Origin of the sequence: Pseudomonas pichavaramensis (assembly GCF_050473265.1) — a bacterium.
In the GTDB taxonomy this organism is placed as follows: domain Bacteria; phylum Pseudomonadota; class Gammaproteobacteria; order Pseudomonadales; family Pseudomonadaceae; genus Aquipseudomonas.
This window is the reverse complement of sequence record NZ_JBJKFJ010000001.1, coordinates 568,479-593,512: the sequence shown is the minus strand read 5'-3', so window position 1 is coordinate 593,512 and position 25,034 is coordinate 568,479. Positions and strand designations below refer to the sequence as shown.

At 63.2% G+C, this 25,034-nt stretch carries 17 protein-coding genes; 5 read left to right on the top strand and 12 right to left on the bottom strand.

The features are described from left to right. Positions 1-89: 89 nt before the first annotated feature. Both ACJRW5_RS02635 and ACJRW5_RS02630 read right to left on the bottom strand, forming a co-directional pair. Complete coding sequence (locus ACJRW5_RS02635; RefSeq protein WP_484568971.1) at positions 90-2,624, bottom strand: PepSY domain-containing protein; 2,535 nt, start codon at positions 2,622-2,624, stop codon at positions 90-92. Between the two features lie 164 nt (positions 2,625-2,788). After that, positions 2,789-5,116: a TonB-dependent receptor gene (locus ACJRW5_RS02630; RefSeq protein WP_484568970.1), complete on the bottom strand. Its 2,328-nt coding sequence runs from the start codon at positions 5,114-5,116 to the stop codon at positions 2,789-2,791. 177 nt (positions 5,117-5,293) lie between these two features. Here ACJRW5_RS02630 and ACJRW5_RS02625 point away from each other — a divergent pair, with 177 nt between their 5' ends. The 3 genes from ACJRW5_RS02625 to ACJRW5_RS02615 all read left to right on the top strand — a co-directional run bounded on the left by ACJRW5_RS02625 (position 5,294) and on the right by ACJRW5_RS02615 (position 8,379). Beyond that, positions 5,294-5,974, top strand: a complete 681-nt coding sequence (locus ACJRW5_RS02625; protein ID WP_484568969.1) for a Fe2+-dependent dioxygenase — start codon at positions 5,294-5,296, stop codon at positions 5,972-5,974. Continuing rightward, complete coding sequence (locus ACJRW5_RS02620) at positions 5,971-6,699, top strand: tetratricopeptide repeat protein (RefSeq protein WP_484568968.1); 729 nt, start codon at positions 5,971-5,973, stop codon at positions 6,697-6,699. The genes ACJRW5_RS02625 and ACJRW5_RS02620 overlap by 4 nt, the downstream gene beginning before the upstream one ends. A gap of 96 nt (positions 6,700-6,795) precedes the next feature. Next, positions 6,796-8,379, top strand: coding sequence for a peptide chain release factor 3 (locus ACJRW5_RS02615; RefSeq protein ID WP_484568967.1), 1,584 nt, complete (start codon positions 6,796-6,798; stop codon positions 8,377-8,379). A gap of 35 nt (positions 8,380-8,414) precedes the next feature. On the opposite strand, the gene ACJRW5_RS02610 is transcribed toward ACJRW5_RS02615, so the two are convergent. From ACJRW5_RS02610 to urtA, 10 genes are all read right to left on the bottom strand, one after another. Continuing rightward, the gene (locus ACJRW5_RS02610) at positions 8,415-10,829 is read right to left on the bottom strand and encodes a membrane-bound PQQ-dependent dehydrogenase, glucose/quinate/shikimate family (RefSeq protein ID WP_484568966.1); all 2,415 of its coding nucleotides are present in this window, start codon (positions 10,827-10,829) and stop codon (positions 8,415-8,417) included. Positions 10,830-10,963: 134 nt separating this feature from the next. Then, entirely contained in the window at positions 10,964-11,986 is a 1,023-nt protein-coding gene (locus tag ACJRW5_RS02605) for an AAA family ATPase (protein ID WP_484568965.1), read from the bottom strand. A 122-nt stretch (positions 11,987-12,108) separates the two neighbouring features. Beyond that, positions 12,109-13,149, bottom strand: coding sequence for an aliphatic amidase (locus tag ACJRW5_RS02600; RefSeq protein ID WP_484568964.1), 1,041 nt, complete (start codon positions 13,147-13,149; stop codon positions 12,109-12,111). Positions 13,150-13,341: 192 nt separating this feature from the next. Beyond that, the gene (locus ACJRW5_RS02595) at positions 13,342-13,689 is read right to left on the bottom strand and encodes an FmdB family zinc ribbon protein (RefSeq protein ID WP_484568963.1); all 348 of its coding nucleotides are present in this window, start codon (positions 13,687-13,689) and stop codon (positions 13,342-13,344) included. Positions 13,690-13,750: 61 nt separating this feature from the next. Further along, positions 13,751-14,980 (bottom strand): formamidase, encoded by a 1,230-nt coding sequence (fmdA, locus tag ACJRW5_RS02590; RefSeq protein ID WP_484568962.1) that lies wholly within the window; start codon positions 14,978-14,980, stop codon positions 13,751-13,753. 277 nt (positions 14,981-15,257) lie between these two features. Beyond that, positions 15,258-15,947 carry an urea ABC transporter ATP-binding subunit UrtE gene (gene urtE / locus ACJRW5_RS02585; RefSeq protein WP_484568961.1) on the bottom strand — a complete coding sequence of 230 codons (690 nt, stop codon included), beginning with the start codon at positions 15,945-15,947 and terminating at the stop codon, positions 15,258-15,260. 98 nt (positions 15,948-16,045) lie between these two features. After that, positions 16,046-16,807, bottom strand: coding sequence for an urea ABC transporter ATP-binding protein UrtD (gene urtD / locus ACJRW5_RS02580; protein WP_484568960.1), 762 nt, complete (start codon positions 16,805-16,807; stop codon positions 16,046-16,048). Further along, entirely contained in the window at positions 16,804-17,979 is a 1,176-nt protein-coding gene (urtC, locus tag ACJRW5_RS02575) for an urea ABC transporter permease subunit UrtC (RefSeq protein WP_484568959.1), read from the bottom strand. Before urtC ends, urtD begins: the two co-directional genes overlap by 4 nt. 163 nt (positions 17,980-18,142) lie before the next feature. Beyond that, positions 18,143-19,060, bottom strand: coding sequence for an urea ABC transporter permease subunit UrtB (gene urtB / locus ACJRW5_RS02570; RefSeq protein ID WP_484568958.1), 918 nt, complete (start codon positions 19,058-19,060; stop codon positions 18,143-18,145). Positions 19,061-19,160: 100 nt separating this feature from the next. After that, complete coding sequence (urtA, locus tag ACJRW5_RS02565; RefSeq protein WP_484568957.1) at positions 19,161-20,393, bottom strand: urea ABC transporter substrate-binding protein; 1,233 nt, start codon at positions 20,391-20,393, stop codon at positions 19,161-19,163. Between the two features lie 359 nt (positions 20,394-20,752). Between urtA and ACJRW5_RS02560 the strand changes: the two genes are divergently transcribed. Next, on the top strand, positions 20,753-24,148 hold the full coding sequence (locus tag ACJRW5_RS02560) for an ATP-binding protein (RefSeq protein ID WP_484568956.1): 3,396 nt from the start codon (positions 20,753-20,755) through the stop codon (positions 24,146-24,148). Further along, positions 24,123-24,830 carry a response regulator gene (locus ACJRW5_RS02555; protein ID WP_484568955.1) on the top strand — a complete coding sequence of 236 codons (708 nt, stop codon included), beginning with the start codon at positions 24,123-24,125 and terminating at the stop codon, positions 24,828-24,830. The genes ACJRW5_RS02560 and ACJRW5_RS02555 overlap by 26 nt, the downstream gene beginning before the upstream one ends. Positions 24,831-25,034: the final 204 nt, after the last annotated feature.

Sequence of the window (25,034 nt, the reverse complement as noted above, 5' to 3'; positions counted from 1 at the left end):
ATCACTTCGGCAACTCTACCCTGCAAATTGCGCTGCGCACGTCGTTATCTGGTTGAACCATTGCTAGCGAACACCACAGATTGCTCCGATCAATACACGTCGCGCCGGTAACGGCCATCCTCGATCAACTGCTGCACGCCCTCGTCACCGATCAACTCGCGCAGCACCGCATCGACACCACCGGCCATGCCCTCAAGGCTGCCGCACACGTAGATCGCAGCCCCCTCGCTCAGCCAGGCACGCAGGCGCTCGCTATGCTCACGCAGCAGATCCTGCACATAGCGTTTCTGCTCCTGATCACGGGAAAACGCCAGGTCGAGGCGCTGCAGGTCGCCAGTAGCCAGGGCGGCCTGCAGCTCGTCGCCACAGAAGAAGTCCTGCGCCCGGTTGCGCTCGCCAAACAGCAGCCAGTTACGTGTCTGCCCAGCCAGAGCTCTGGCCCGCAGCAGCGAGCGCAGCCCCGCCAGACCGGTGCCATTGCCGATAAGAATCAGCGGACGGTCGTCATCTGGCAGATGGAAACCACTGTTGCGTCGCACCCGAGCGAGCACAGGCGCAGTCTCGGGCAGGTACTCCGTCAGCCAGCCAGAACCCAGGCCAAGACTGCCGTCGACCTGCACGGCCTGGCGCACGATCAGTTCCAGCACGCCATCGGCCGCTACCGAAGCGATGGAATACTCACGCGCGCCGAGCGGCGCCAGCGCCTCGACCAGCGCCTGTGCGTGCAGGCCAACCAGATGGGCGAAGCTTTCCGGCAACTGACGCTCACTCAGCGCCTCGGCGAGCGTCATGGCCTGTTCATCGATGATGACCTCGGCCTGCTCATCAAGACCATAGCGCTGCAGCCAGTGCAAAACGCGGGCCTGTGGCTGGCGCGGCAAAATCTCGAGAATGTCGCCCGCCTGCCAACTGCTGGATGCCGGCGGTTGCAAAGCGAGGCGGTAGACCGCAGCCCCCTGGCTGGCAGGGTTGAGCAACGTGCGCTGCTGCAGGGTCCAGCTCTGCCAGGGAGCCTGCTCGAAAGTCAGCGGCGCGGTACCGGTCAGCTCACCGAGCTGCTGCTGCCAGCGTTGCAGTGCTGCCGGGTCATCACCGTCGACCTCGATGCTGTCGAACAACGGCTGCGCGCCCTGACGCCCCAGCCAGTCGCCGACACGGCGAGCAAAACCGCAGAAATGCTGGTATTGCCGGTCACCTAGCGCCAGCACGGCGTAACTGAGCTGTTGCAGCGGCAGGCTGCTGCCGAGCAGTTTGCGCTCGAACCCCAGCGCAGTATCCGGCGCCTCGCCATCACCGAAGGTGCTGACCACGAACAACGCCTTCTGCGCCTGACTCAGGCTGGCGGCGTCGATGCGCGACAACGGTTCCACTCGCACCGGGATACCGGCGGCCTGCAGTTGCCCTGCACTCTGCCAGGCCAGTTGCTCGGCGTAGCCGCTCTGACTGGCGAAACCGACCAGCCATCCCTCGCTGCCAGCACTGTCGTTAACCGCGCCACGCGCAGCCTGAGCGGCGCGCTTCTTGCGACGACGGTCCAGATACAGCAACCAGCCGGTGATGAAGAACAGCGGCATGGCAGCCGACGCCAGCATCATCAGGATGCGCCCAGGCATGCCGAAATACTCACCGACATGCAGGGCATAGATGCTGGCCAGCAATTGCGCCTTGAAGCTCTTGTCGGCATAGCGCTCATGGCGGCTGACTTCGCCGGTCTTGGTATCGATCTGCAACTGATTGAAGGCACGGACGTGCTCGGCATCGTCGAGTATGTAGAACACCGTCGCCGGCTGCCCGGCAACCGGCGGCAGACGCAGATTCCAGCCGACCATATGCGGGCCAGCTGCCTCACGGAGGCCCTGCCACAGCGCAACATAATCCACCTCCGGTGCGGGTCCGGAAGGCTGCCCGCGTCCACCAGGACCACCGCGCCCCTCGCCACGCGGCTGACTCTTCTCGTCGGAGAGCAATTGCGTCAGCCCCTGACGGTACCAGTCATAGGACCAGTACAACGCCGTCAGACTGGCGCACAAATAGAACAGCAGCGCCCAGGTACCGGCCACCGCATGCAGATCCCAGTTGAAGCCGCGACCTTTCTTCTTCCAGTCCAGGGTCAGCCAGGTACGCCAGCTGAGCGCCTGCCGCGGCCAGCGCAGGTAAATACCGGAGAGGCAAAAGAAGATCAGCGCAACGGTACTGGCAGCAGTGATCTGCTTGCCCACCTGCCCCATGGCCAGGAAGCGGTGCAGTTGCAGCATCAGGCCGAAGAATTGCTGCCCGAGCGGATTTTCGAGCACCTGCCCGGTATAGGGGTCGAAAGTGACCCTGGGACCTCGACGCTCGCCCGGAGGCGGAGCCAGGAAGGCCATGCCCGGGCCATCGTGACGGCTATCGACCCACAGACCGCTGACACGATCGCCGGTCGCAGCCTCGATTTTCGCCACCAGTTCCACTGGCGCCAGCGGGCCACTCTCAAGCTTCTCGATCTGCCAGCGATCCGCGTTCAGCGCACGCAGTATCTCGCCCTCGAAGCTGTACAGCGCGCCGGTCAACCCGACGATGGCAAGCACCAGGCCGGCAGTGATGCCAAGAAACCAGTGCAGTTGGAATAGGACTTTCTTGAACACGTCGATCACTCTTGCATCACGATTGAGAATGCCACCCTGGCAAACGAGATGCGATTCTATTTGAGAGAGGTTTTCAAGGAATAGGCTTTACATCGAATTTACTCAGCCCCGGACGCAGAAAATCCCCGGCACGGAAAACCGCACCGGGGATCAGCGTCACAGCATCAGAAACTGTAATCGGCAGTCAGAATCGCCGCACGACCATCGCCCGGAGTCGCCCAGCCGTTGTTGCGGATGCGGGTCAGGTACTGCTTGTCGAACAGGTTGTTGACGTTCAGACGCAGGTTCAGGTTGCGGTTGACCTTGTAGCCCAGCATCGCCCGGTGCACGGTGTAGCCGGCAGCAGTCGGAGCGCCGTCGGCGCTGGCCAGGTACTGCTTGCTCTGGGTGGTCAGGCCGTAACCGATCTGCAGGTTGTAGGGCAGATCGTAGGTGGTCCAGATGCTCGCCGCATGCTTGGGCGTGTAAGTCAGCGGCTTGCCTTTCTGCGCATCGACACCGGTGCTCTGACGGGTGTAGTCGCTCACGCTCTGCAGCACTTCGGTGTGCAGGTAGGTGTAGTTGGCGAAGACCTTCCAGCGGTCGCTGATCGCCCCCATCATGCCCAACGCCACACCATCGACACGCGCCTGACCGTCGAGCGCCTGCTCGCCGGAGAGGTTGCTCGGGTCATTGCTGGCGACCTTGTAGTTGGTGCGGTCGTTGCGGAATACCGCTGCGGTGAGCGACAGGCGCTCGTCGAGCAGATCCCACTTGGTACCGATCTCGTAGCTGACGGATTTTTCCGGATCGGCGTCGCAGTTGTTGCTGCTCGGGTTACTACCACGCCCGGCACTGAAGCAGCTGCCGTTGACCGTGGCCTGCGAAGCGGTCTGGCTGTTGCCATAGGCCACGTAGATGCTGCCGTGCTCGGCTGGCTTGTAGACCAGGCCCAGACGGTACGACACCAGGTCGTCACTGTTGTGATAACGAGGGTTGCGCGTCACTGCGCCAGTTTGGGCGTTGATCGCATTGGTCGCCGAGCTACCCTCGTTGCGCTCGTAGCGTACGCCGCCATTGAGTTCCCATTGTTCGTTGAACTTGAGGGTATCGAAGGCATACACGGCGCGGTTGTTCAATTCGCCGTCGATCTTCGCCGTCTTGATGAAGTTCACCGGCCCGTTCCAATGCGAATCGGGGTTGCTGATGCTGACTGGCGGCGGGGTAACCGTGGTGCCGGTCGAGTCATAGCGCCAGTTGCCGGTGCCGGCCTCGTATTCTTCACGGCTCAGGGCGAAACCAGTGACCAGGGTATGGTCGATGAAGCCCGTCGCGAAGCGGCTGGTCAGATCAGTCTGGTTGGTGAAGATGCGGTTTTCGGTATCGCGGGCATTACCCAGCGAGCCGCCACTGGGCTGGAAGAAGCCCGGCGCCAGACCGCCAGTACAGGCCGTGCCATCTGGACGCACGCCGCTGGCCAGACAGGCAGTCGACGCCCCTTCCGGACCAGACACCCAGGTCTCCTGACGCACGCGCGCCACCCGGCTGAAATTACGCAGCGACAGTGCATCGTTGAAGTCGTGCTCCAGCTTGAGGCTGAAGGCATCGGTGGTGATTTCCTGCTTGTTGACGTTGCGATAACCGTAGTAGTTATCCCAATCCGCGCCCTGCATGATCTTGCCGTCGTAGATCGGCACGCCGAATTGCGGCAGGTTGTCGTCTTCCTGGTGTTCGAAGGCAGCAGTCACGCGGGTCGCCGTGCCCAGACCGAAGGCGATCGACGGGGCGATGCCCCAGCGCTCGTAGTCTTCGTGATCGCGGCCCGGCGCATCGTTGCCGTGAGCCATCAGGTTCAGGCGAAACGCCGTGGTGTCGTTGAGCTTGTGGTTGCTGTCGAGGGTGATGCGCTTGTAGCTGTCGGTGCCGACACCGGCACTGACGGTGTTGAAGTCACGCAACTGCGGGCTCTTGGTCACCAGGTTGATGGTGCCGCCCACCGAGCCGCCGCCGGAATACACCGAGCTGGCGCCATTGACCACCTCCACCTGCTCCAGGTTGAACGGGTCGGTACGGCTGTACTGAGCACTGTCGCGCACGCCGTCGACCTGGATGTCGTTGTTGGCGGAGAAACCACGCAGGTTGATGCTGTCGCCATAACCGCCACCGCCCTCACCGGCGCCGAAGGTGATGCCCGGCACGGTGCTGAGAATGTCACGCATGGTCAGCAGGTTCTGATCTTCGATCACCTGCTTGGGCACCACGGTGATGGTCTGCGGAATGTCACGCAGCGGCTCGGTGTACTTCGGCGACGCCGGAGCATCGGACTGGTAGTCGTCGGCTTCGGCAGTACCCGTGACTGACACGCTCTCCAGCTCGACCTGAGAGGTCTTCTTCGTATCCGCCTCGGCAGCGACCACGGCAGTGCCGTGGGAGACGATGGCTAAACCGATGGCAGAAACCAGCAGCGATTTTTGTGGCAGCGCAGCAGGCAGTGTTTGCTCGTTTTTATGCATTGGCGTGTGCTCAGTGAAAAGGCGGGCGAATCTTATTTGCAACAAATTGTATTTTTCAATACAAATGCGAATAATTAGCAAACATTTTCGCAAACACATCAAAAAACTTCGTTTTCAGCACCGCCAAAGAACGGCAAGAAAAGCGAAGATGAGCCCTGATAACGCCTGGATAGCTCCATGATTCTTCACATTCCTCAGCTTTTCTCCCGCGACGAAGTCCTCAACATCCGCCAGGCGCTGGAAGCCACCGAGTGGATGGATGGCAAGGCCACCGCCGGTTATCAGTCGGCCAAGGCCAAAAACAACCTGCAGCTGGCCGACGACAACCCGCTGGCCATCGAGCTGCGCGAGGCCATCGTCCAGCGCCTGCAGCACAACGCTCTGTTCATGTCGGCGGCGCTGCCGCGCAAGATCTTCCCGCCGCTGTTCAATTGCTACCGCACCGGCGATGCCTTCGGTTATCACATCGACAACGCGGTGCGTGCCGTGCGCGAGACTGGCGAGCGGGTGCGCACCGACCTGTCCTCGACGCTGTTCTTCAACGATCCGGACGACTACGACGGCGGCGAGCTGGTGATCCAGGACACCTACGGCACCCGCGAGATCAAACTGCCGGCCGGCGACCTGCTGCTCTACCCGGCCACCAGCCTGCACCGCGTACAACCGGTGACCCGCGGCATGCGCCTGGCCTCGTTCTTCTGGACCCAGAGCCTGGTGCGTGAGGACAGCCAGCGCGCCCTGCTGTTCGACATGGATGTGGCGATCCAGACTCTTACCCGCGACGTGCCCGACCACCCTTCGCTGATCCAGCTCACCGGCACCTACCACAACCTGCTGCGGCGCTGGGTGGACGTATGAGTGCAGACAACCCTCGCGCGACCGCCAGCCAATTGATCGCGGCCTCCGGCCGCGGTGAAAGTGATGCCCAGGTGATGCTCGGGCAGATTCTGCTCGAGGGTTATGGCATCGCCCGCGATGCCAAACTGGCCTTTACCTGGTTCGGTATTGCCGCACGCCAGGGTCACGGCATGGCCCTGAACATGCTCGGCCGCTGCCTGGAACACGGCTGGGGTTGTCCGGTCGATCTGCCATCTGCCATCCAGCACTATCAACGCGCCGCGCAACTGGGACTGGACTGGGCCATGTACAACCTGGCCAACCTGCTCGCCACCGGCCGAGGTGTCGCACAGGATCACGCCGCAGCCTTGACGCTGTACCGACGCGCCGCCGAGTTGGGCCATGGCAAGTCGATGAATCTGCTCGGCCGCTATCTCGACGAAGGCGTGCTCGCCGCGCCGGACCGCGAGGCCGCGCTGCAATGGTTCCAGCGTTCGGCGCAGGCCGGGGATTTTCGCGGGCAGTTCAGCTACGCCCAGCGTCTGCTCGAACGAGGCCAGACTGAAGAGGCCCGCCACTGGCTGCAGCAGGCGCTGGCCGGCGGCAACCTCAACTTCCTGCGTGCCGCTCGTGGCCGCGTGCTGGCGATGCCGGGCTTTGCCGATCTGGGCATTGCCTACTACCAGCGTGCGGCCGAGCTGGGTGATGACGATGACCGGATCGCACTGACAGCCGTGATGCCCTGACGCGAGTGCCAGGCGGCCACCGCGCCGGCACTTTTTGCCGGTATAATCGCGGCTTTTTTCGACAGCTCGACCGATCGTCGACAGGACCTCTCCGCCATGACCACCCAGGCCGCCGAAGTCGCCAAGCGCCGTACTTTCGCCATCATCTCCCACCCGGACGCCGGTAAGACCACCATCACCGAGAAGCTGCTGCTGATGGGCAAGGCCATCGAGGTGGCCGGGACCGTGAAGTCGCGTAAATCCGACCGCCACGCCACCTCCGACTGGATGGAGATGGAGAAGCAGCGCGGCATCTCCATCACCACCTCGGTGATGCAGTTCCCCTACCGCGAGCACATGATCAACCTGCTCGACACCCCCGGCCACGAAGACTTCTCCGAAGACACCTACCGCACCCTGACGGCAGTGGACTCGGCGCTGATGGTGCTCGACGGCGGTAAGGGTGTAGAGCCGCGCACCATCGCCCTGATGGACGTGTGCCGCCTGCGCGACACGCCCATCGTCAGCTTCATCAACAAACTCGACCGCGACATCCGCGACCCGATCGAACTGCTCGACGAGATCGAGGCGGTGCTCAACATCAAGGCCGCGCCGATCACCTGGCCGATCGGCTGCTATCGCGACTTCAAGGGCGTCTACCACCTGACCGGCGACTACATCATCGTCTACACCCCCGGTCACGGCCACGAGCGCACCGAAGCCAAGATCATCCAGAACCTCGACTCCGACGAGGCGCGCGCGCACCTCGGCGACATGTACGAGCGCTTCGTCGAAGAGCTGGAGCTGGTCCAGGGCGCCTGCCATGAGTTCGACCCCGAGGCCTTCCTCAAGGGCGCCATGACCCCGGTGTTCTTCGGTACCGCACTGGGCAACTTCGGTGTCGACCACGTGCTCGACGCCGTCGTCGACTGGGCGCCGCGCCCGCTGGCGCGCGTGGCCAACGAGCGCAGCGTGGAGCCGACCGAAGAGAAATTCTCCGGCTTCGTGTTCAAGATCCAGGCGAACATGGACCCGAAACATAGGGACAGGATTGCCTTTATGCGCATCTGCTCGGGCAAGTACACCCAGGGCATGAAGATGCGCCACGCGCGCCTGGGCAAGGACGTGCGCGTCGGCGACGCGCTGACCTTCTTCTCCAGCGAGCGTGAGCACCTGGAAGAAGCCTACGCCGGCGACATCATCGGCCTGCACAACCACGGCACCATCCAGATCGGCGACACCTTCACCGAAGGCGAAAACCTCGGCTTCACCGGCATCCCCCACTTCGCCCCGGAACTGTTCCGCCGCGTGCGCCTGAAAGACCCGCTGAAATCCAAGCAGCTGCGTCAGGGTCTGCAGGAACTGGCCGAAGAAGGCGCCACCCAGGTGTTCTTCCCCGAGCGCAACAACGACATCATCCTCGGCGCGGTCGGTGTGCTGCAGTTCGACGTGGTCGCCAGCCGCCTGAAAGAGGAATACAAGGTGGAATGCGCCTACGAGGCGATCAACGTCTGGTCGGCGCGCTGGATCGAATGCAGCGACGAGAAGAAGCTCAAGGAATTCAAGGACAAGGCCCATGAGAACCTCGCCGTTGACGGTGGCGGCCACCTCACCTACCTGGCGCCGACCCGAGTCAACCTGAGCCTGATGGAAGAGCGCTGGCCGGACGTGAAATTCCGCGCCACCCGCGAGCATCACTGACAACGAACAAGGCCCGCTCTGCGGGCCTTGTCGATCTACTCCTCTTCCTCCAGCGTCCAAGCGACCAGCGAGTCGCCCAGTTTGGTGCCGAACGAGCCATGCCCGCCGGCCATCACCACCACGTACTGCTTGCCGGTCTTTTCCGAGACATAGCTGATCGGGGTTGCCTGGCCGCCTGCCGGCAACCTGTCCTTCCACAGCTCCTCGCCGGTGCGCATGTCGTAGGCGCGCAGGTAGTAATCCAGCGTGCCGCTGAGAAAGCCCAGGCCACTGGCGGTGATCAACGGACCACCTAGGTTCGGCACACCGACGGTCAGGGGAATACCCAGTGGCGCGCTGTCGCGGCTGGTGCCGTTCTTGTGCTGCCAGACCTTCTCCATGCTGCGCAGATCGACCGCCGTGACGTAACCCCATGGCGGCGCCTGACATGGCAGCCCCAGCGGTGACAGGAACGGTTCCAGGCTGACCATATAAGGTGCGCCGTGGTTGGGTTGCAGGCCTACCTCGCTGCCGCCCTGACCGGCTTCGCGGACATCCTCACGCCGGACCAGACGCGAGACAAATGCCAGGTAATTGGGCGCGCCGAACAGGATCTGCCGCTGCGGATCGACCGCTACCGAGGGCCAGTTGAACACCCCTACATTGCCCGGATAGATCAGCGAGCCCTGCTCCGAGGGCGGCGTGAAGTCGCCCTCGTACCGCAGGCGGTGAAACTGGATGCGGCAGATCAACTGGTCGAACGGCGTACCGCCCCACATGTCGCGCTCATGCAACGGCTCGTCTGGCGCGTAGGTAAGCGTGGAAACCGGCTGGGTCGGTGCGGCGAAGTCACCCTCCACCGTTCCCTGCGGCACCTGTCGCTGGTTGACCGGCACGATGGGCTCGCCATTGCGCCGATCCAGCACGTACAAGTCGCCGCGCTTGGTCGGCTGGATGATCGCCGGCACCGGCCCGTCAGGGCCTTCGACATCCACCAGGGTGGGCTGCGATGGCAGGTCGCGATCCCACAGGTCATGGTTGACCGTGCGAAACTCCCAGCGTACCTGCCCGGTAGCCAGATCCAGCGCCACCAGCGCCGCGGTGAAACGCTCGGCCTCGGGACTACGCTGCACCGCCCACTGATCGGGCGTCTGGTTGCCCATGGGGATGTACACCAGCCCCAGCGCCTCGTCCGCCGTGGCGATGGTCCAGGAGTTCGGCGTGCTGCGCACGTAGGTCTCGCCGGCTGGCAACGGCTCGGTGGCATCAGGACGGCCAGGATCGAAGTTCCACACCAGCTCGCCCGTTCGCACATCGTAGGCGCGGATGACGCCGCCCGGCGAATCCACCGAACCGTTATCGGTGATCGAACCGCCGACGATGACCAGTTTCTCGGTCACCACCGGTGGCGAGGTCGGCAGGTAAACGCCCAGCGCATCGTCGCCCAGTCCCACCTTGAGGTCGACCATACCGCCCTCGCCGAAGTCCTCACAGGGCTTACCGTCATGCAGGTCGAGCGCGTAAAGGGTGGCATCGTTGGTGGGCAGGAAAAGCCGCTGTGTACAACGCGGCGGCGCCTGCGGCGGGACCTCGGGCAGCGCGTCATCACGTACCGCGATCAGCGGGCCGGCGTAGGCAGCGGCATCGTGAAAGGCCAGGCCGCGGCAGGTCATGTGCTGGTAATACTCGGCCTGACGGTTGATTGCCGGGTCGAAGCGCCAGCGCTCCTCACCGGTATCGGCGTCCACGGCGATGGCGATGCTGTGCGGCGTGCAGATGAACAGGTTGTCGCCGATCTTCAGCGGCGTCACCTGATTGGTGATCTCGCCGGGGTCGCCCTCGCCGGGCAGGTCGCCGGTGTGAAACTCCCAGGCCTTCTTCAGCTTGCCGACATTGGCCGGGGTGATCTGCTCGGCGCTGGCGTAGCGATCGCCACGCGCTGAACCGCCATAGGCCCGCCATTCGTTGGCCCAACGGTTGGGCGCCGCGGTAGCAGTTGCCATGCGCGGTTCATCGAGATGACCGGGTAGACGATGGTAGTCCTGCGTCAGCGAATAAACCGCCATACCCGCGCCCAGCAGCAGGCCGATTCCCAGCACCCCGCTGGCACCGTCACGCCAGGGCTGCCCGGGAGCGATATGCCGGTTGATCCATGGCAGCAGCAGCCAGAGGCCGAGCACGCACCACAGATCGATGCGCGGCGCCATCTGCCACCAGTCGAAGCGCACTTCATGAATCGTCCAGGCCAGGCTTGCCAATAGCACCGCCGCATAGAGCCACAGCGCCGCGCGCAGACGACGATGAATAAGTACGCCTACCAACAGCAAACCGAGGCCGGCCAGCAGGTAATACCAGGATCCGCCCAACCAAAGCAGATAGGCGCCGCCCAGCGCCATTAATGTACCCAGCGCGGCAGTCACCCAGGCGGTCAAGACCACGCGCAGAGGCTGCGCCGCGTAACGCTCTGTCATCCTTCTCATCCCCAGCCTTCGCCCCTCATGCATCGGGGCCATGAACTGTGGATACGAGGCCGACCGCAGAGTTCAGGGTTTCTTGCCAAAGAGCTTTCCGCAACGTGCTACCCGCTTTGCGGAAATACCGGTTTCTACCGGATCAACAATCGCCCATGCTGATACGCACAGGACAACAGGGTGACCGCCGGCTCGGCCAGCAGCCTCTCGACAATAACCGGCTCCAGCTCGGTACGAATCCGACGCGCCAAGGCGCGGGCGCCGAAACGGATATCGTGATCGCGGCACAACCAGGCACGAGCGTCTGCCGCCACCTGCAGCGAGCGTCCCTGGCGCCCCAGGCGCTGATTGAGCTTGTCCAGTTCGATCTCCAGCAAGGCGTCCAGCCAGCGTTCGTCGACCCGTTCGAACACCAGGATGCGGTCGATACGGTTGAGCCATTCCGGCTCGAAGCGCTCGTGTAGCACCTGCTCCAGCAACGCCGCCTCACCTTGTGGGGCCAGGCCCAGCCAGCGCCGCCAGCCACGACTGAAGCGCTCACGGTAGCGCTGCGCCTGCTGCGCCCCGGCATTGCTGGTCATGAAGATCAGGCTGTTGCGAAAGTCCAGGGTGCGGCTGCCGGCGGTCAGGGTCAGCCGGCCATGCTCGAGAATGCCGAGCAGGCTGCGCAGCACCTCCGGGCTGGCCTTCTCCAGCTCGTCGAACAGCACGATACCGGGTCGCCCGAAACTGCCGGCGATGGCTTCGCCATCGAACAGCGTGGTGCCCTCCTTGCTGCCGACGTATCCCGGTGGCGCGCCGGTCAGCGCCGCAGCGTAATGCTCCTGGGCCAGGGTGTGCATGTCGATGCGGCACATCGCGTCGGCGCGGCCGTGAATGGCCTGGGCCAGCAGGCGCACGATCTCGGTCTTGCCGACACCGGTCGGGCCCATGAACAGGTTGACCGTCAGCGGTCGCTCACGCTCACCGATATCGACCTTGATTACCTTGAGCATGGCCTCGACCTGCGCCAGTACGGCGTCCTGGCCAACGATACGTGAGCGCAGCAGGGCCATTACGGTTGCGGGGTCGAACAGGAAGCGTGATTGCAGACGCGCAACGCCCTGATCCTCCAGACGCTCGCGATTGCTGTCGACCAGGTCGTTAACGAATGGCATGCCAGGGTTCCTAATGACGAAGCGCCTCCGTAGGGTGCGCCGTGCGCACCGGTATAAGTGGCAGCGTTGCTGCAATCGGTGCGCACAGCGCACCCTACAAGAGCACGCCCATGCACAGCGGCTCAGGCCATGCGTTCGTTGCCCGGATGCGGCAACTCGCCCACCGGACAGTCGGCCACGCCGACGGTCGAACGGGTCATCTTCTCCACGTCTTCCTGGGCCTTCTGCGCATCCAGCACCCAGGTGCGGTAGAACTCGAACGGGCAGTCGGCCACGCCCTTGTCGCCATCGCCGGAGTTGTAGACGCCGGTGTAGCCACGGTGCAACAGCTTGAACAGGTGGTTCTGCGACTGGTCATTGGCCCGAGCATCACGGATCTGCGACACCGACAGCTGGGCGTACTGGATGCCCATTTCCTCTTCACCGCACTCGCCCAGCGTGCGGCCGTCGAAACCGATCAGCGCCGAGTGGCCGAAGTAGCTGTACACACCGTCGAAGCCGGCAGCATTGGCCACCGCCACGTAGCAGTTGTTGGCCCAGGCCATGGTCTTGGCCATCAGCACCTGCTGATCCTTGGCCGGATACATGTAGCCCTGGCAACGGACGATCAGCTCGGCGCCCTTCATCGCGCAGTCGCGCCAGATTTCCGGGTAGTTGCCGTCATCGCAGATGATCAGGCTGATCTTCATGCCCTTGGGGCCTTCTGAGACATAGGTGCGGTCGCCTGGATACCAACCCTCGATGGGGCACCAGGGAATGCACTTGCGGTACTTCTGCACGATCTCGCCCTGGTCGTTGATCAGAACGAGGGTGTTGTAGGGCGCCTTGTGCGGGTGTTCTTCATGCCGCTCGCCGGTGAGCGAGAAGATGCCCCAGGTCTTCGCCTCGCGGCAGGCGGCGGAGAAGATCGCAGTTTCCTCGCCGGGAATGGTCGCGGCGGTGGCCATCATCTCGTCCTTGTCGTACATGATGCCCATGGTGCTGTACTCGGGAAACACCACCAGATCCATACCGGGCAGACCGAGCTTCATGCCCTTGATCATCTCGGCGATCTTACGCGCGTTGTCGAGCACCTCGGCCTTGCTGTGCAGACGCGGCATCTTGTAATTGACGACGGCGACGCCGACGGTATCTGGGCTGCTGGAAATATCGCCGTGGCGCATGGAAAACCTCCGTTTGCGATGTATTTCGTAGGAGCGGCTTTAGCCGCGATCTCATACAAAAGCTTCGCGGCTAAAGCGCAATGCCGCCCAGCCGCTCCTACAGTGAAAGCTGCGAACTGGATTCCCGCCTTCGCGGGAATGACGGCGAAAACCCACGTCATCCCCGCGCAGGCGGGGACCCAATGAACAGCCTCAGTGGCTGATCATCCACGGCCGAGCCGATGGGCTGGCCTTGAGGCCGTGAGGGTTGGCCTTGGTGCGTTCGACCGGTTTGCTCGGGCCGCAACAACTGCAGCCAGCCGGGTGCTTGCGGTTGGCCTTGTACTCTTCCAAGCTTTGCGGCGCGTGGGCACTGCGCTCGTTGGTTTCATGGGCGCGGCGCTGGCTGCCGGCCATGCTGGTCAGGCCCGGCGCGCTGAGAATCACCCGCTCGCTCGGTGTTTCGCAGTAGGGGCAGGCGCAGGCGGCGTCACGCTCGGCCATCGGCCGTAGCACGGTGAAATCGCCACAACTCGGGCAGTCGTATTCGTAGATGGGCATGGCAATACCTCGATAAATTCGGTGCGCACGGCGCACCCTACGGTGGCCGTGCGCGCGAGCATCACTTGTCGTAGGCGATGGGCATGTCGATGCTGCCGTCGAGGAACTTGGTCGGACCGCTCGCACCGGGGTTGATATCGAACTCGAAGATGTCGGTGGGCAACCACAGCGTGGCGCAGGCGTTGGGGATGTCGACCACGCCGCTGATGTGCCCCTGGACCGGCGCGGAACCGAGCAACGAGTAGCCCTGGGCCGGCGAGTAGCCGAACTTGGTCAGGTAATTGATGGCGTTCATGCACGCCTGCTTGTAGGCCAGGTTGACGTCGAGGTAGTGCTGCTTGCCGTCGTCATCCACCGAGATACCTTCGAAGATCAGGTAGTTGTTGTAGGTGGGTACGATCGGGCTGGGCTTGAAGATCGGATTCTTGATGCCGTACTTGGCCATGCCGCCCTTGATCAGCTCGACCTTCATATGCACCCAGCCTGCCATTTCAATGGCGCCGCAGAAGGTGATCTCGCCATCGCCCTGGCTGAAGTGCAGGTCACCGACCGACAGGCCGGCGCCGTCGACATACACCGGGAAGAAGATCTTCGAGCCACGCGACAGGTCCTTGATGTCGCAGTTGCCGCCATGTTCGCGCGGCGGCACGGTGCGCGCGCCAGTGGCCGCTGCCATGTCGCGGGCAGAGCCGGTGAGCTTGCCCATGTGCGCGGTGGAGGCGAACGGCGGGTTGGCCAACGGCGGCACACGGGTCGGGTTGGTGTCGATCAGCGCCTGCTCACGCTTGTTCCAGTCGGCGAGCATCTTGTGGTCCGGCAGGCAGCCGATCAATCCGGGATGGATCAACCCAGCGAAACGCACGCCGGGGATGTGCCGGCTCTTGGTGAACATGCCTTCGAAGTCCCAGATCGACTTCTGTGCGGACGGGAAGTAGTCGGTGAGGAAACCGCCACCGTTGTTCTTCGAGAAGAAGCCGTTGAACCCCCACATCGACTCAGCCTTGGCACCGATATCGAGCAGTTCGACGATCAGCAGGTCACCCGGCTCGGCGCCCTTCACACCCACCGGCCCGGACAGGTAATGCACGGTGGACAGATCGACGTCACGCACGTCGCTGGCATCGTCGTCATTCTTGATCGCGCCACCGGTCCAGTCGTAGGTTTCGAGGATGAAGTCGTCACCCGGCTTGACCCAGCAGGCCATGGGAATGTCCGGGTGCCAGCGGTTGTGCACCTGTTCGTTATCGGTAGCAGCCTGGTTGATGTCGACCTTGATCAGGGTATCGGTCATGACAAAGCTCCATAGGACCTGTGAGAAATGCCGGCCTGTGTGTGCCGGGTACGGAGCCAGTCTCAAGGGCGCGGAGATTTCGGCAAATACGTTGGATGACGTATGCCGGGAAGGCAGACAGAACGGGGCCTGCAGGCATTTTTCGCGGACGCGAAAAAGCGGCCACTGCATGGAGAACACAGCGGCCGTAAAGCGGGAAAATTGTGTAGCCCGGATGCAATCCGGGGACAGATCGAACCTCTGCCCCGGATTGCATCCGGGCTACAAGAGCGGGCCGTCACACCGACAGATAACGGCTGATGCTCGCCTCGTCGACCTTGTCGCGACTCTCTTCGACCACGAACTTGCCCTTCTCGATGACCAGGAAGCGGTCGGCGATTTCCATGGTGAACGACAGCACCTGCTCGGAGACGACGATGGTCAGGTCGCGCATGTTGCGAATCTCTTTCAGGCTGCGGGCGATGTCCTTGATGATCGAGGGCTGGATACCCTCGGTCGGCTCATCGAGCAGCAACACCTTGGGATTGGTCGCCAATGCACGGGCGATGGCCAGCTGTTGCTGCTGGCCACCGGACAGGTTGCCGCCCTTGCGATGACGCATGTCATGCAGCACCGGGAACAGCGAGTAGAGATCATCCGGCACCTTGCCACCGGCGGATGCCGGCAAGCCGGTCTGAATATTCTCCAGCACGGTCATGCTGGGAAAAATCATCCGCCCCTGCGGCACGTAGGCAATGCCACTCTCCACCCGCTGGTGGGTTTCCAGCTTGGAAACGTCCTTGCCGTCCACATGAATCTGCCCGCCCCATTGCGGCAGGATGCCCATCAGGCTCTTGAACAAGGTGGTCTTGCCCATGCCGTTGCGGCCCATCACCGCGACGATTTCCTTCTTCGCCACATCAAGGTTGAGTTCGTGCAGGATCTGGCTCTGGCCGTAGCCGGAGGCGAGGTTGCTGATCTGGAACATGCTTGTCACTCCAACAATAGGCGGTGCGCATAGCGCACCCTACGGTCTGATACCCGGGTGTAGGGTGCGCCGCGCGCACCGTTGCGTAGCCATGACCGTCAATGCCCCAGATACACCTCGATCACCTTGGGGTTGCTCTGCACCGCCTCCATGCTGCCCTCGGCCAGCACCTTGCCCTGGTGCAGCACGGTGACGCGGTGGGCGATGCTCTTGACGAACTCCATGTCGTGCTCGATGACCAGCACCGAGCGCCCCTGGCTGATGCGGTTGAGCAGCTCGGCGGTGGCCACGCGCTCGGATACGCTCATGCCAGCGACCGGCTCGTCGAGCATCAACAGTTGCGGGTCCTGCATCAGCAGCATGCCGATCTCCAGCCACTGCTTCTGCCCATGTGAAAGCAGGTCAGCCTGGCGATGCAGGTGTTCGCCAAGCATGATCTCCTGCGCCACCTGCTCGACCCGCTCGATGACGGCCTGCGTACGCTTGAAGAACAGCGCGCCGAATACCTTGCGCCCGGCCGGGTAGGACATCTCCAGATTCTCGAACACCGTCAGGTTCTCGTAGATCGACGGGTTCTGGAACTTGCGCCCGACGCCGGCGCGGACGATGTCGTACTCGCGCATCTTGGTCAGCTCGCGTCCGTCGAAATCGATGCTGCCGGTGGTGGCGCGGGTCTTGCCGCAGATCAGATCAAGCACCGTGGTCTTGCCCGCCCCATTGGGGCCGATCACCACATGCACCTCATTGCGGTCGACGTAGAGGTTGAGATCGTTGACCGCCTTGAAGCCGTCGAAGGACACGGTCAGCCCCTCGATGGCCAGTACCGGCTTGGCGGCCTGGAAGCCTGCTGGGCTGTTCATGGCGTGGTCTCCAGTTCAGGGGCGGGGCGTTTGCTCGGTGCAGCCTCGACAGCGGGCGCTGCAGCGGTGGCCAGCACCTTGGGTTTGCTCCGCAGACGCGCCAGCCAGCGTTTGCCATGGCTTTCCCACAGGCCGGCAAGGCCATTGGGGAAATACATCACCACGACGATGAACAGCCCGCCCATCAGGTACAGCCACAGCTCGGGAAAGCTCTCGGAGAAGTAGGTCTTGCCGAAGTTGACCAGCAACGCACCGTACACCGCACCGAGCAGCGACAGGCGCCCACCGACGGCGGCGAAGATGACCATCTCGATCGACGGCACGATGCCGACGAAACTCGGTGACATGAAGCCCACCTGCAAGGTGAACATCGCCCCGCCGATGCCGGCGAAGGCGGCACCCACGCAGAACACGAAGACCTTGAAACTGGCCACGTCATAACCGGAGAAACGCACCCGTTCTTCCTTGTCACGCATCGCCAGCAGCAGCCGGCCAAGCTTGGAGGCGACGATGAAACGCGCGATCAGAATGCAGCCAAGCAGCAGCACCGCACTGACGAAATAGAGGATCAGCTTGGCTTCGTCCGTGCGGATGTCCCAGCCCTTGAGCGTGCGCAGGTCGGTAATGCCGTTGACCCCACCCGTCAGGCCCTGCTGGCCGATGATCAGCACCGTGAGAATCAGTGCGATGGCCTGGGTGACGATGGAGAAATACACGTCGCCGACACGCCGCTTGAACATCGCCAGACCAATCACCAGCGCCAGCAGCACCGGCACCGCCACCACGGCGAGTAGGGTGAAACCCAGGCTGTGGAACGGTTCCCAGAGCAGTGGCAACTCGGTGATCTGGTTCCAGTCCATGAAGTCCGGAATACCGGGCGTGGACTGGATCTTGGTGCTCTCCGGGTCGGATGCCTCGAGCTTGAGGAACATCGCCATGCAGTAGCCACCGAGGCCGAAGAAGATGCCCTGGCCCAGGCTCAAGATGCCGCCATAGCCCCAGCACAGCACCAGGCCAACGGCGACGAAGGCGTAGGTCAGGTACTTGCCCACCATGTTCAGGCGAAAGGCATCGAGCGCCAGCGGGAACACCACCAGGATCAGCGCGGCGAGCAACGCCAGACCGATGGCGCCCTGCTTGCCGCCGAGTAGTTTGTCGAGTGTCGGATTCATCAGTAGCCCTCCGTGCATTCAAAAAGTCGCTTTGAACCGTACCGAGCAGCTCCAGCGGCAAGAAGCCCGGAGCGCAGTGACGAAGGCGTACACGCAGTACGTCGAGGAAACGAGCACCGCGCGACGCCGCAGATGGAGCGCGCAGTAGGTTGAAAGTGACTTTTCATTTGCGCACCTTGTTCGAGAACAGTCCCTGCGGGCGCAGCATCAGGATCAGCACCACGGCGGACAGGGTCAGAACCTTGGCCATCGAGCCACTGGTGAAGAACTCCAGGATCGATTGCGCCTGGGCGATGCTGAATGCCGAGGCGATGGTACCGAGCAGGCTGGAAGCGCCACCGAAGACCACCACCAGGAAGGTGTCGACGATGTACAGCGAGCCTGCCGTCGGCCCGGTCGAACCGATGGTGGTGAAGGCCGCGCCAGCCACGCCGGCCACGCCGCAACCGAGGGCGAAGGTCATACGGTCGACGCGCTTGGTGTTGATCCCGACGGAGCGCGCCATCACCCGGTTCTGTACCGTGGCACGCACCTGCAGCCCCCAGCGCGAGCGATAGAGCATGAGGAACAAAGTGGCCGTCAGGACGATGGTCAGGCCCATGACGAACAGGCCATTACGCGGGATGTCGATGGTTTCGGTCGGGTTCCACGAGCCCATCAGCCACTCCGGCAGGGTCGCGCTGACTTCCCGCGCGCCGAACAGCGAGCGAAAGCCCTGCTGCATCACCAGCGACAGCCCCCAGGTGGCCAGCAGCGTATCCAGCGGTCGCTGGTAGAGCTTGCTGATCATCGCCCACTCCACCAGCCAGCCAATGGCCCCGGCGATGAAGAACGAGAGGATGATCGCAAGGAAAAAGTAGTAAGGCCCGAAGGCCGGCGCGTATTGCTCGGTGAGGGTCGAGACCACGAAGGTGGTGTAAGCGCCGATGGTGAGGAACTCACCATGCGCCATGTTGATCACCCCCATCTGGCCGAAGATGATCGCCAGCCCCAGCGCCATCAGCAGGAGAACGCAGAACACGGACAAGCCGTTGAACCCCTGCATGGCCGCGATGGCGCCGAATTCCGATAGCCATTCCATGTCGATGGTCTCCAGTAGAGAACGGTGGAAAGCCCTGTAGGAGCCGGCTTGTCAGCGATCCATTCATCGCCAGCAAGCCAGCTCCCACACGAGGGTTTGCTTACTGGTAGCCTTCCGGGAAGGGGTTAGGCTCGATCAGGTCGGACTCATAGACCACCTTGAACTGGCCGTCCTTCTGCACTTCACCGATGCGCGTCTTGCTCCACAGGTGATGGTTGTCGTGCACCTTGACGTAGCCTTCCGGCGCAGTGGTCAGCTCGATGCCAGGCGAGGCAGCCACCACCTTGTCGACGTCGAAGCTGCCGGCCTTCTCGACGGCGGCTTTCCACAGCCAGGGGCCGAGGTAGGCTGCCTGGGTCACGTCACCGATCACCGCATCCTTGCCGAACTTGGCCTTGAAGGCCTCGACGAAGGCGGCGTTGTTCGGGTTGTCCAGACTCTGGAAGTACTTCATCGAAGCGTAGAAACCTTCCATGTTCTCGCCGCCGATGCCGAGCAGCTCGTCCTCGGTGACGGACAGGGTCAGCAGGTTCTGTTTGGCCGAGGTCACACCGGCCGCCTTCATCTGCTTGTAGAACGCCACGTTGGAACCACCGACCACGGCAGCGAAGACTACGTCAGGCTTTTTCAGCTTGATCTTGTTGATCAGCGAGCCGAACTGGGTGTTGCCCAGCGGGTAGTACTCCTCGCCGACCACCTTGCCGCCGAGTACGTTCTCGATGTGCTTGCGCGCGATCTTCATCGAGGTGCGCGGCCAGATATAGTCCGAGCCGATCAGGTAGAAGCTCTTGGCGCCCTTCTCCTTGGCCACCCAGTCCAGGCCCGCAAGAATCTGCTGGGTCGCTTCCTGGCCGGTGTAGATGACGTTCTTCGACTGCTCCAGGCCCTCGTAGAAGGTCGGGTAGTAGAGCAGGCCGTTCTCTTTCTCGAAGACCGGCAAGACGGCCTTGCGCGAGGCCGAAGTCCAGCAGCCGAATACGGCCGCAACCTTGTCGCCGACCAGCAACTTGCGCGCTTTCTCGGCGAAGGTCGGCCAGTCGGAAGCCCCATCTTCCTGAATGACCTTGATCTGCCGGCCGAGAATGCCGCCACTGGCGTTGATCTGCTCGATCGCCAGACGCTCGGCCTGAATCGAGCCGGTTTCGGAGATGGCCATGGTGCCGGTAGCCGAGTGCAGCTGACCGACGATCACCTCGGTATCGGTCACAGCCAAGCCGGTGGTATTCACCTCGGCACTGGCCATGTGGCTGAACAGGCTGGCGGCCAGCAGCGAGAGCGCTGCGGCCCCCGTCGCCAGCCGGCGGGGTAGAAATCGAAGCGGTTGAGAATCCATGGTCGTGCTCCTGTGCTGGTTATTCGTACCGGCCCACCACGCCGGCTTCGCAGCAAGGATGCGTGCCTCCCCCCTAGGCGGGTATACGCAGCATGACGTAACGGCATACGTCATCTGACGTACAGCCCCATGCGCCAGCCTGGTGCAAGCTGGATGCAGAAAAAGCACGCAGACAGAAGCTCGCGCGCGCGTAGAGGCCTCACCGAGCCGGGGCATGGAAGTTGCACTTTCTACGCACCGTAGGAGCCCGCTTGCGGGCGATCAGCATTGCCTGATCAGGGCGGATCGCCGGCAAGCCGGCTCCTACAGGGACATGCGACAGGGACGATCTATCAGATAACGCCAGCAGGACACCGCCCGTGCAGCCAACCGGCACCCAGCGCATCATCAAGATCCGCCGCGACTACAACACCTGGGTCGCCGACGAGACCATGGAGGACTACGCCCTGCGCTTCACGCCCAGGTCGTTCCGCAAGTGGTCCGAGCTGCGCATCGCCAACACCGCGCTGGGCGCCCTGTCGTTCCTGGCCCTGGAAGCCATCGGCGGCGCCCTGGCCCTGTCCTACGGTTTCACCAACACCCTCTGGGCCGTACTCGCGGTCGCGCTGGTGATCTTCCTCACCGGCCTGCCCATCAGCTACTACGCGGCCCGCTACGGCGTCGACATGGACCTGCTGACCCGCGGCGCCGGCTTCGGTTACATCGGCTCGACCATCACCTCGCTGATCTACGCCAGCTTCACCTTCCTGTTCTTCGCTCTGGAAGCCGCCATCATGGCCCTGGCCCTGGAGCTTTACTTCAACATTCCCCTGGCGCTGGCCTATGTCATCTGCTCGATCATCGTCATCCCGCTGGTGGCCTATGGCGTAACGCTGATCAGCCGCCTGCAGATGTGGAGCCAGCCGCTATGGCTGCTCCTGCTGTTTCTGCCCTATGTCTTCGTCATCGCCAAGAATCCCGATGCACTGACGGACTGGACCAGCTTTGCCGGACGCGAGGGCGAGCCTGGCAGCTTCAACCTGCTGCACTTCGGCGCCGCCTGCACCGTGGCCCTGGCACTGGTGACGCAGATTGGCGAACAGGTCGACTACCTGCGCTTTCTGCCGGAAAAGACCCGCGCCAACCGCACGCGCTGGTGGGCTGCCCTGATTCTTGCCGGCCCGGGCTGGATCATCCCCGGCGCGCTGAAGATGCTCGCCGGCGCCTTCCTCGCGTTTCTCGCCCTGCAGCATGAAATCCCCATGGAACGGGCGGCCGAGCCGACACAGATGTACCTGGTGGCCTTCAACTACGTGTTCGCCTCACCGCAATGGGCGTTGGCCGCCATGGTGCTGTTCGTCATCGTCAGTCAGGTGAAGATCAACCTGACCAATGCATACGCCGGCTCGCTGGCCTGGTCGAACTTCTTCGCCCGCATCACCCACAGCCATCCCGGTCGCGTGGTCTGGCTGGTGTTCAACGTGGCCATCGCCCTGATGCTGATGGAGCTGGGCGTGTTCGAGGCGATCGAGGAAGTGCTCGGCCTCTATGCCAACATTGCCATCGCCTGGATCGGCGCGCTGGTTGCCGACCTGGTGGTGAACAAGCCGCTGGGCCTGTCGCCGAAATACATCGAGTTCAAGCGCGCGCACCTGTACGACATCAACCCGGTGGGGGTTGGTGCCATGCTGATGGCCTCGCTGCTCTCGGTCGTGGCGCACGCAGGCCTGTTCGGCGCACTGGCGCAGGCTGCATCACCCGTGGTGGCACTGGGTTCGGCCTTTCTCCTGGCGCCGCTGCTGGCCTGGCTGACCGGGGGTCGCTACTACATTGCCCGCGAACGTCAGCCGCAGTTGCTCTACCCCTATACCGAAGCCGGTCAGGTGCAATGCTGCCTGTGCAACAACCGCTTCGAGGAACCAGACACCGCAATGTGTCCGGCCTACGGTGCACCCATCTGCTCGCTGTGCTGCTCTCTCGACGCGCGCTGCGATGACCGCTGCAAGCCGCGCGCACGCCTGGCCGACCAGGTCGACGACTTCGTCAGCTGGGTATTCCCGCGCGCTTCGATCCCGCGTCTGCACAGCCGCCTGGCCCAATACCTTGGCCTGCTCGGCCTGCTGGTGCTGATGCTGTTCGCCGCCCTGGCGCTGATCTACAGTCAGGTTTCGCTGAGCCTGCTGACCCAGGAAGCAGAAGTTCGCCAGACGATGTTCCAGGCCTTCCTCAAGGCCTTTCTCACCCTCTCGCTATTCGCCGCCATGCTGGCCTGGTGGCTGGTATTGACTCGCGAAAGCCGCCGCGTCGCTCAGGAGGAATCGGATCGCCAAACCCTCCTGCTGATGCAGGAAATCGAGGCGCACCGCAAGACCGACGAAGCCCTGCAGCAGGCCAAGGAAGCCGCCGAGTCGGCCAATGCAGCGAAGAGCCGCTACGTGACCGGCCTGTCCCATGAACTGCGTACGCCACTCAACAGCATCCTCGGCTACACCCAGATTCTGCAGCGTGACGCGAGCATGCCCACACAGCATCAGGATGCCCTGGGCACCATCTTCCGCAGCGGCTCGCATCTGCTGTCACTGATTGACGGGCTGCTCGACGTGGCCAAGATCGAAGCCGGCAAGCTGCATCTGGAACTGGCCGAGATTCCCTTCCCCGAATTCATCGATCAACTCGAACGCATGTTCACCCCGCAGGCGGCGGAAAAAGGTTTGCGCTTTCGCCTCGAATGCATCGGCCGCATGCCCGCCGTGGTACGCGGCGACGAAAAGCGCGTGCGGCAGATTCTGATCAACCTGCTGGGCAACGCCGTACGCTTCACCGACCACGGCGAGGTTTGCCTGCGTGTCGGCTACATGCGCGAGACCGCGACCTTCGAAATCATCGACACCGGCGCAGGCATCGCCCCCGAACAGATCGAGCGCATCTTCCAGCCGTTCGAGCGCGGCGACCTGATGCGCCAGGACAACGGCGTAGGCCTGGGCCTGACCATCACCCGCATGCTCACGGCGCTGATGGGGGGCGAGCTGTCGGTCGACAGCGAACCGGGCCGGGGCACACGCTTCCAGGTGCGCCTGTTCCTCTCCGAGGTGCGCGTGCCGCAGGCGGTGGTGCATGTGGAGCACGACATCATCGGCTACCAGGGCGAACGACGCCTGATCCTGGTGGTGGACGATCACCTGGAACACCGCCGCGTGCTGGCTGGCATGCTCGAACCGCTGGGCTTCGAGGTGATCCAGGCGGCCAGTGGCCATGAGGCCATTCGCCAGGTCGCGCTGCACAACCCGGCACTGATTCTCATGGACCTGTCCATGCCGCAGATGGATGGCTGGGAAACCAGTCGCCTGATCCGCCGTAACACCCGCTGCCAGGCGCCGATCATCGTGATCTCCGCCAACGCCTTCACCGATGACCGCGAGCGCAGCGTCGCCGCAGCCTGCGACGACTACCTGGCCAAGCCGGTGTACACCCCGGAGCTGCTCGACCGCATCCACCAGCACCTGGGTCTGACCTGGCTGCACCGCACTCAGGACAGCCCGTCCACACCCGAAGTACAGGCACTGCCCTGCCATGAAGACCTGTGCGCACTGCGCGAACTGGGCGCCATGGGCTACGTGCGCGGCATTCAGGAATGCCTCGACGCCATCGATCAGCGCGACCCGGCCAGCGCCAGTTTCACCGCGCAACTGCGCGTGCTGGTGAAGAATTTCCAGCTAGACGAATTCAACCGACACCTGAAGGAGGCCGACCATGAATGCGCCGTTCCGCCAGCCTGAGTCGCAATTCCCCAGCGCGGACGCGCAGGAGCGCGGCATCATCCTGATCGTCGACGATACGCCGGATAATCTCGCGCTGCTCTCCGATGCGCTCGACGACGCCGGCTACATGGTGCTGGTAGCGCTGGACGGCTCCAGCGCGCTCGGACGCATTCAACGCCGGCGGCCGGATCTGATCCTGCTCGATGCGATGATGCCGGGGCTCGACGGCTTCGAGACCTGCCGACGGATCAAGGCAGACCCGGGCAGCGCCGATATCCCCGTGCTGTTCATGACGGCCCTGACCGACAGCGAGCATGTGGTGCGGGGCTTCGAAGCAGGTGGCATCGACTACGTGACCAAGCCGATCAACCCCGACGAAGTGCTCGCCCGGGTCGCCTCGCACCTGCGCACCGCGCGCGTTCTGCAGGCTGCACGCGCCGCGTCCAAACCGGTCGACCTGAGCCTGGACAATGCGCCGGCACACGCCCACCTTTGCGCTCGTTTCCAGCTCACCGAACGCGAGGTGGAGGTGCTGCGCTGGGTCGCGTGCGGCAAGACCAACCGTGACATCGGCGACATCCTCGGCCTCAGCCCGCGCACGGTGAACAAGCATCTGGAACACGTCTACGTGAAGCTCGGCGTGGAAACCCGAACGGCAGCAGCCTCGGTGGCACTGGCGGCGATGAGCGAACGCGCATGAGCCACGAACCCGCATATATCGTCATGCTCCAGGGCCAGCCACCGCGTAGCCCGGATTCAATCCGGGAGCGATGTGCAGGTGAGTCCCGGATTTTATTTGGACTACGGCTCTGCCCCCGTAGGAGCTGGCTTGCCAGCGATCATTACTGACGAAAAAGCATCGCCGGCAAGCCGGCTCCTACGAAGAACACACGGCATTACAATT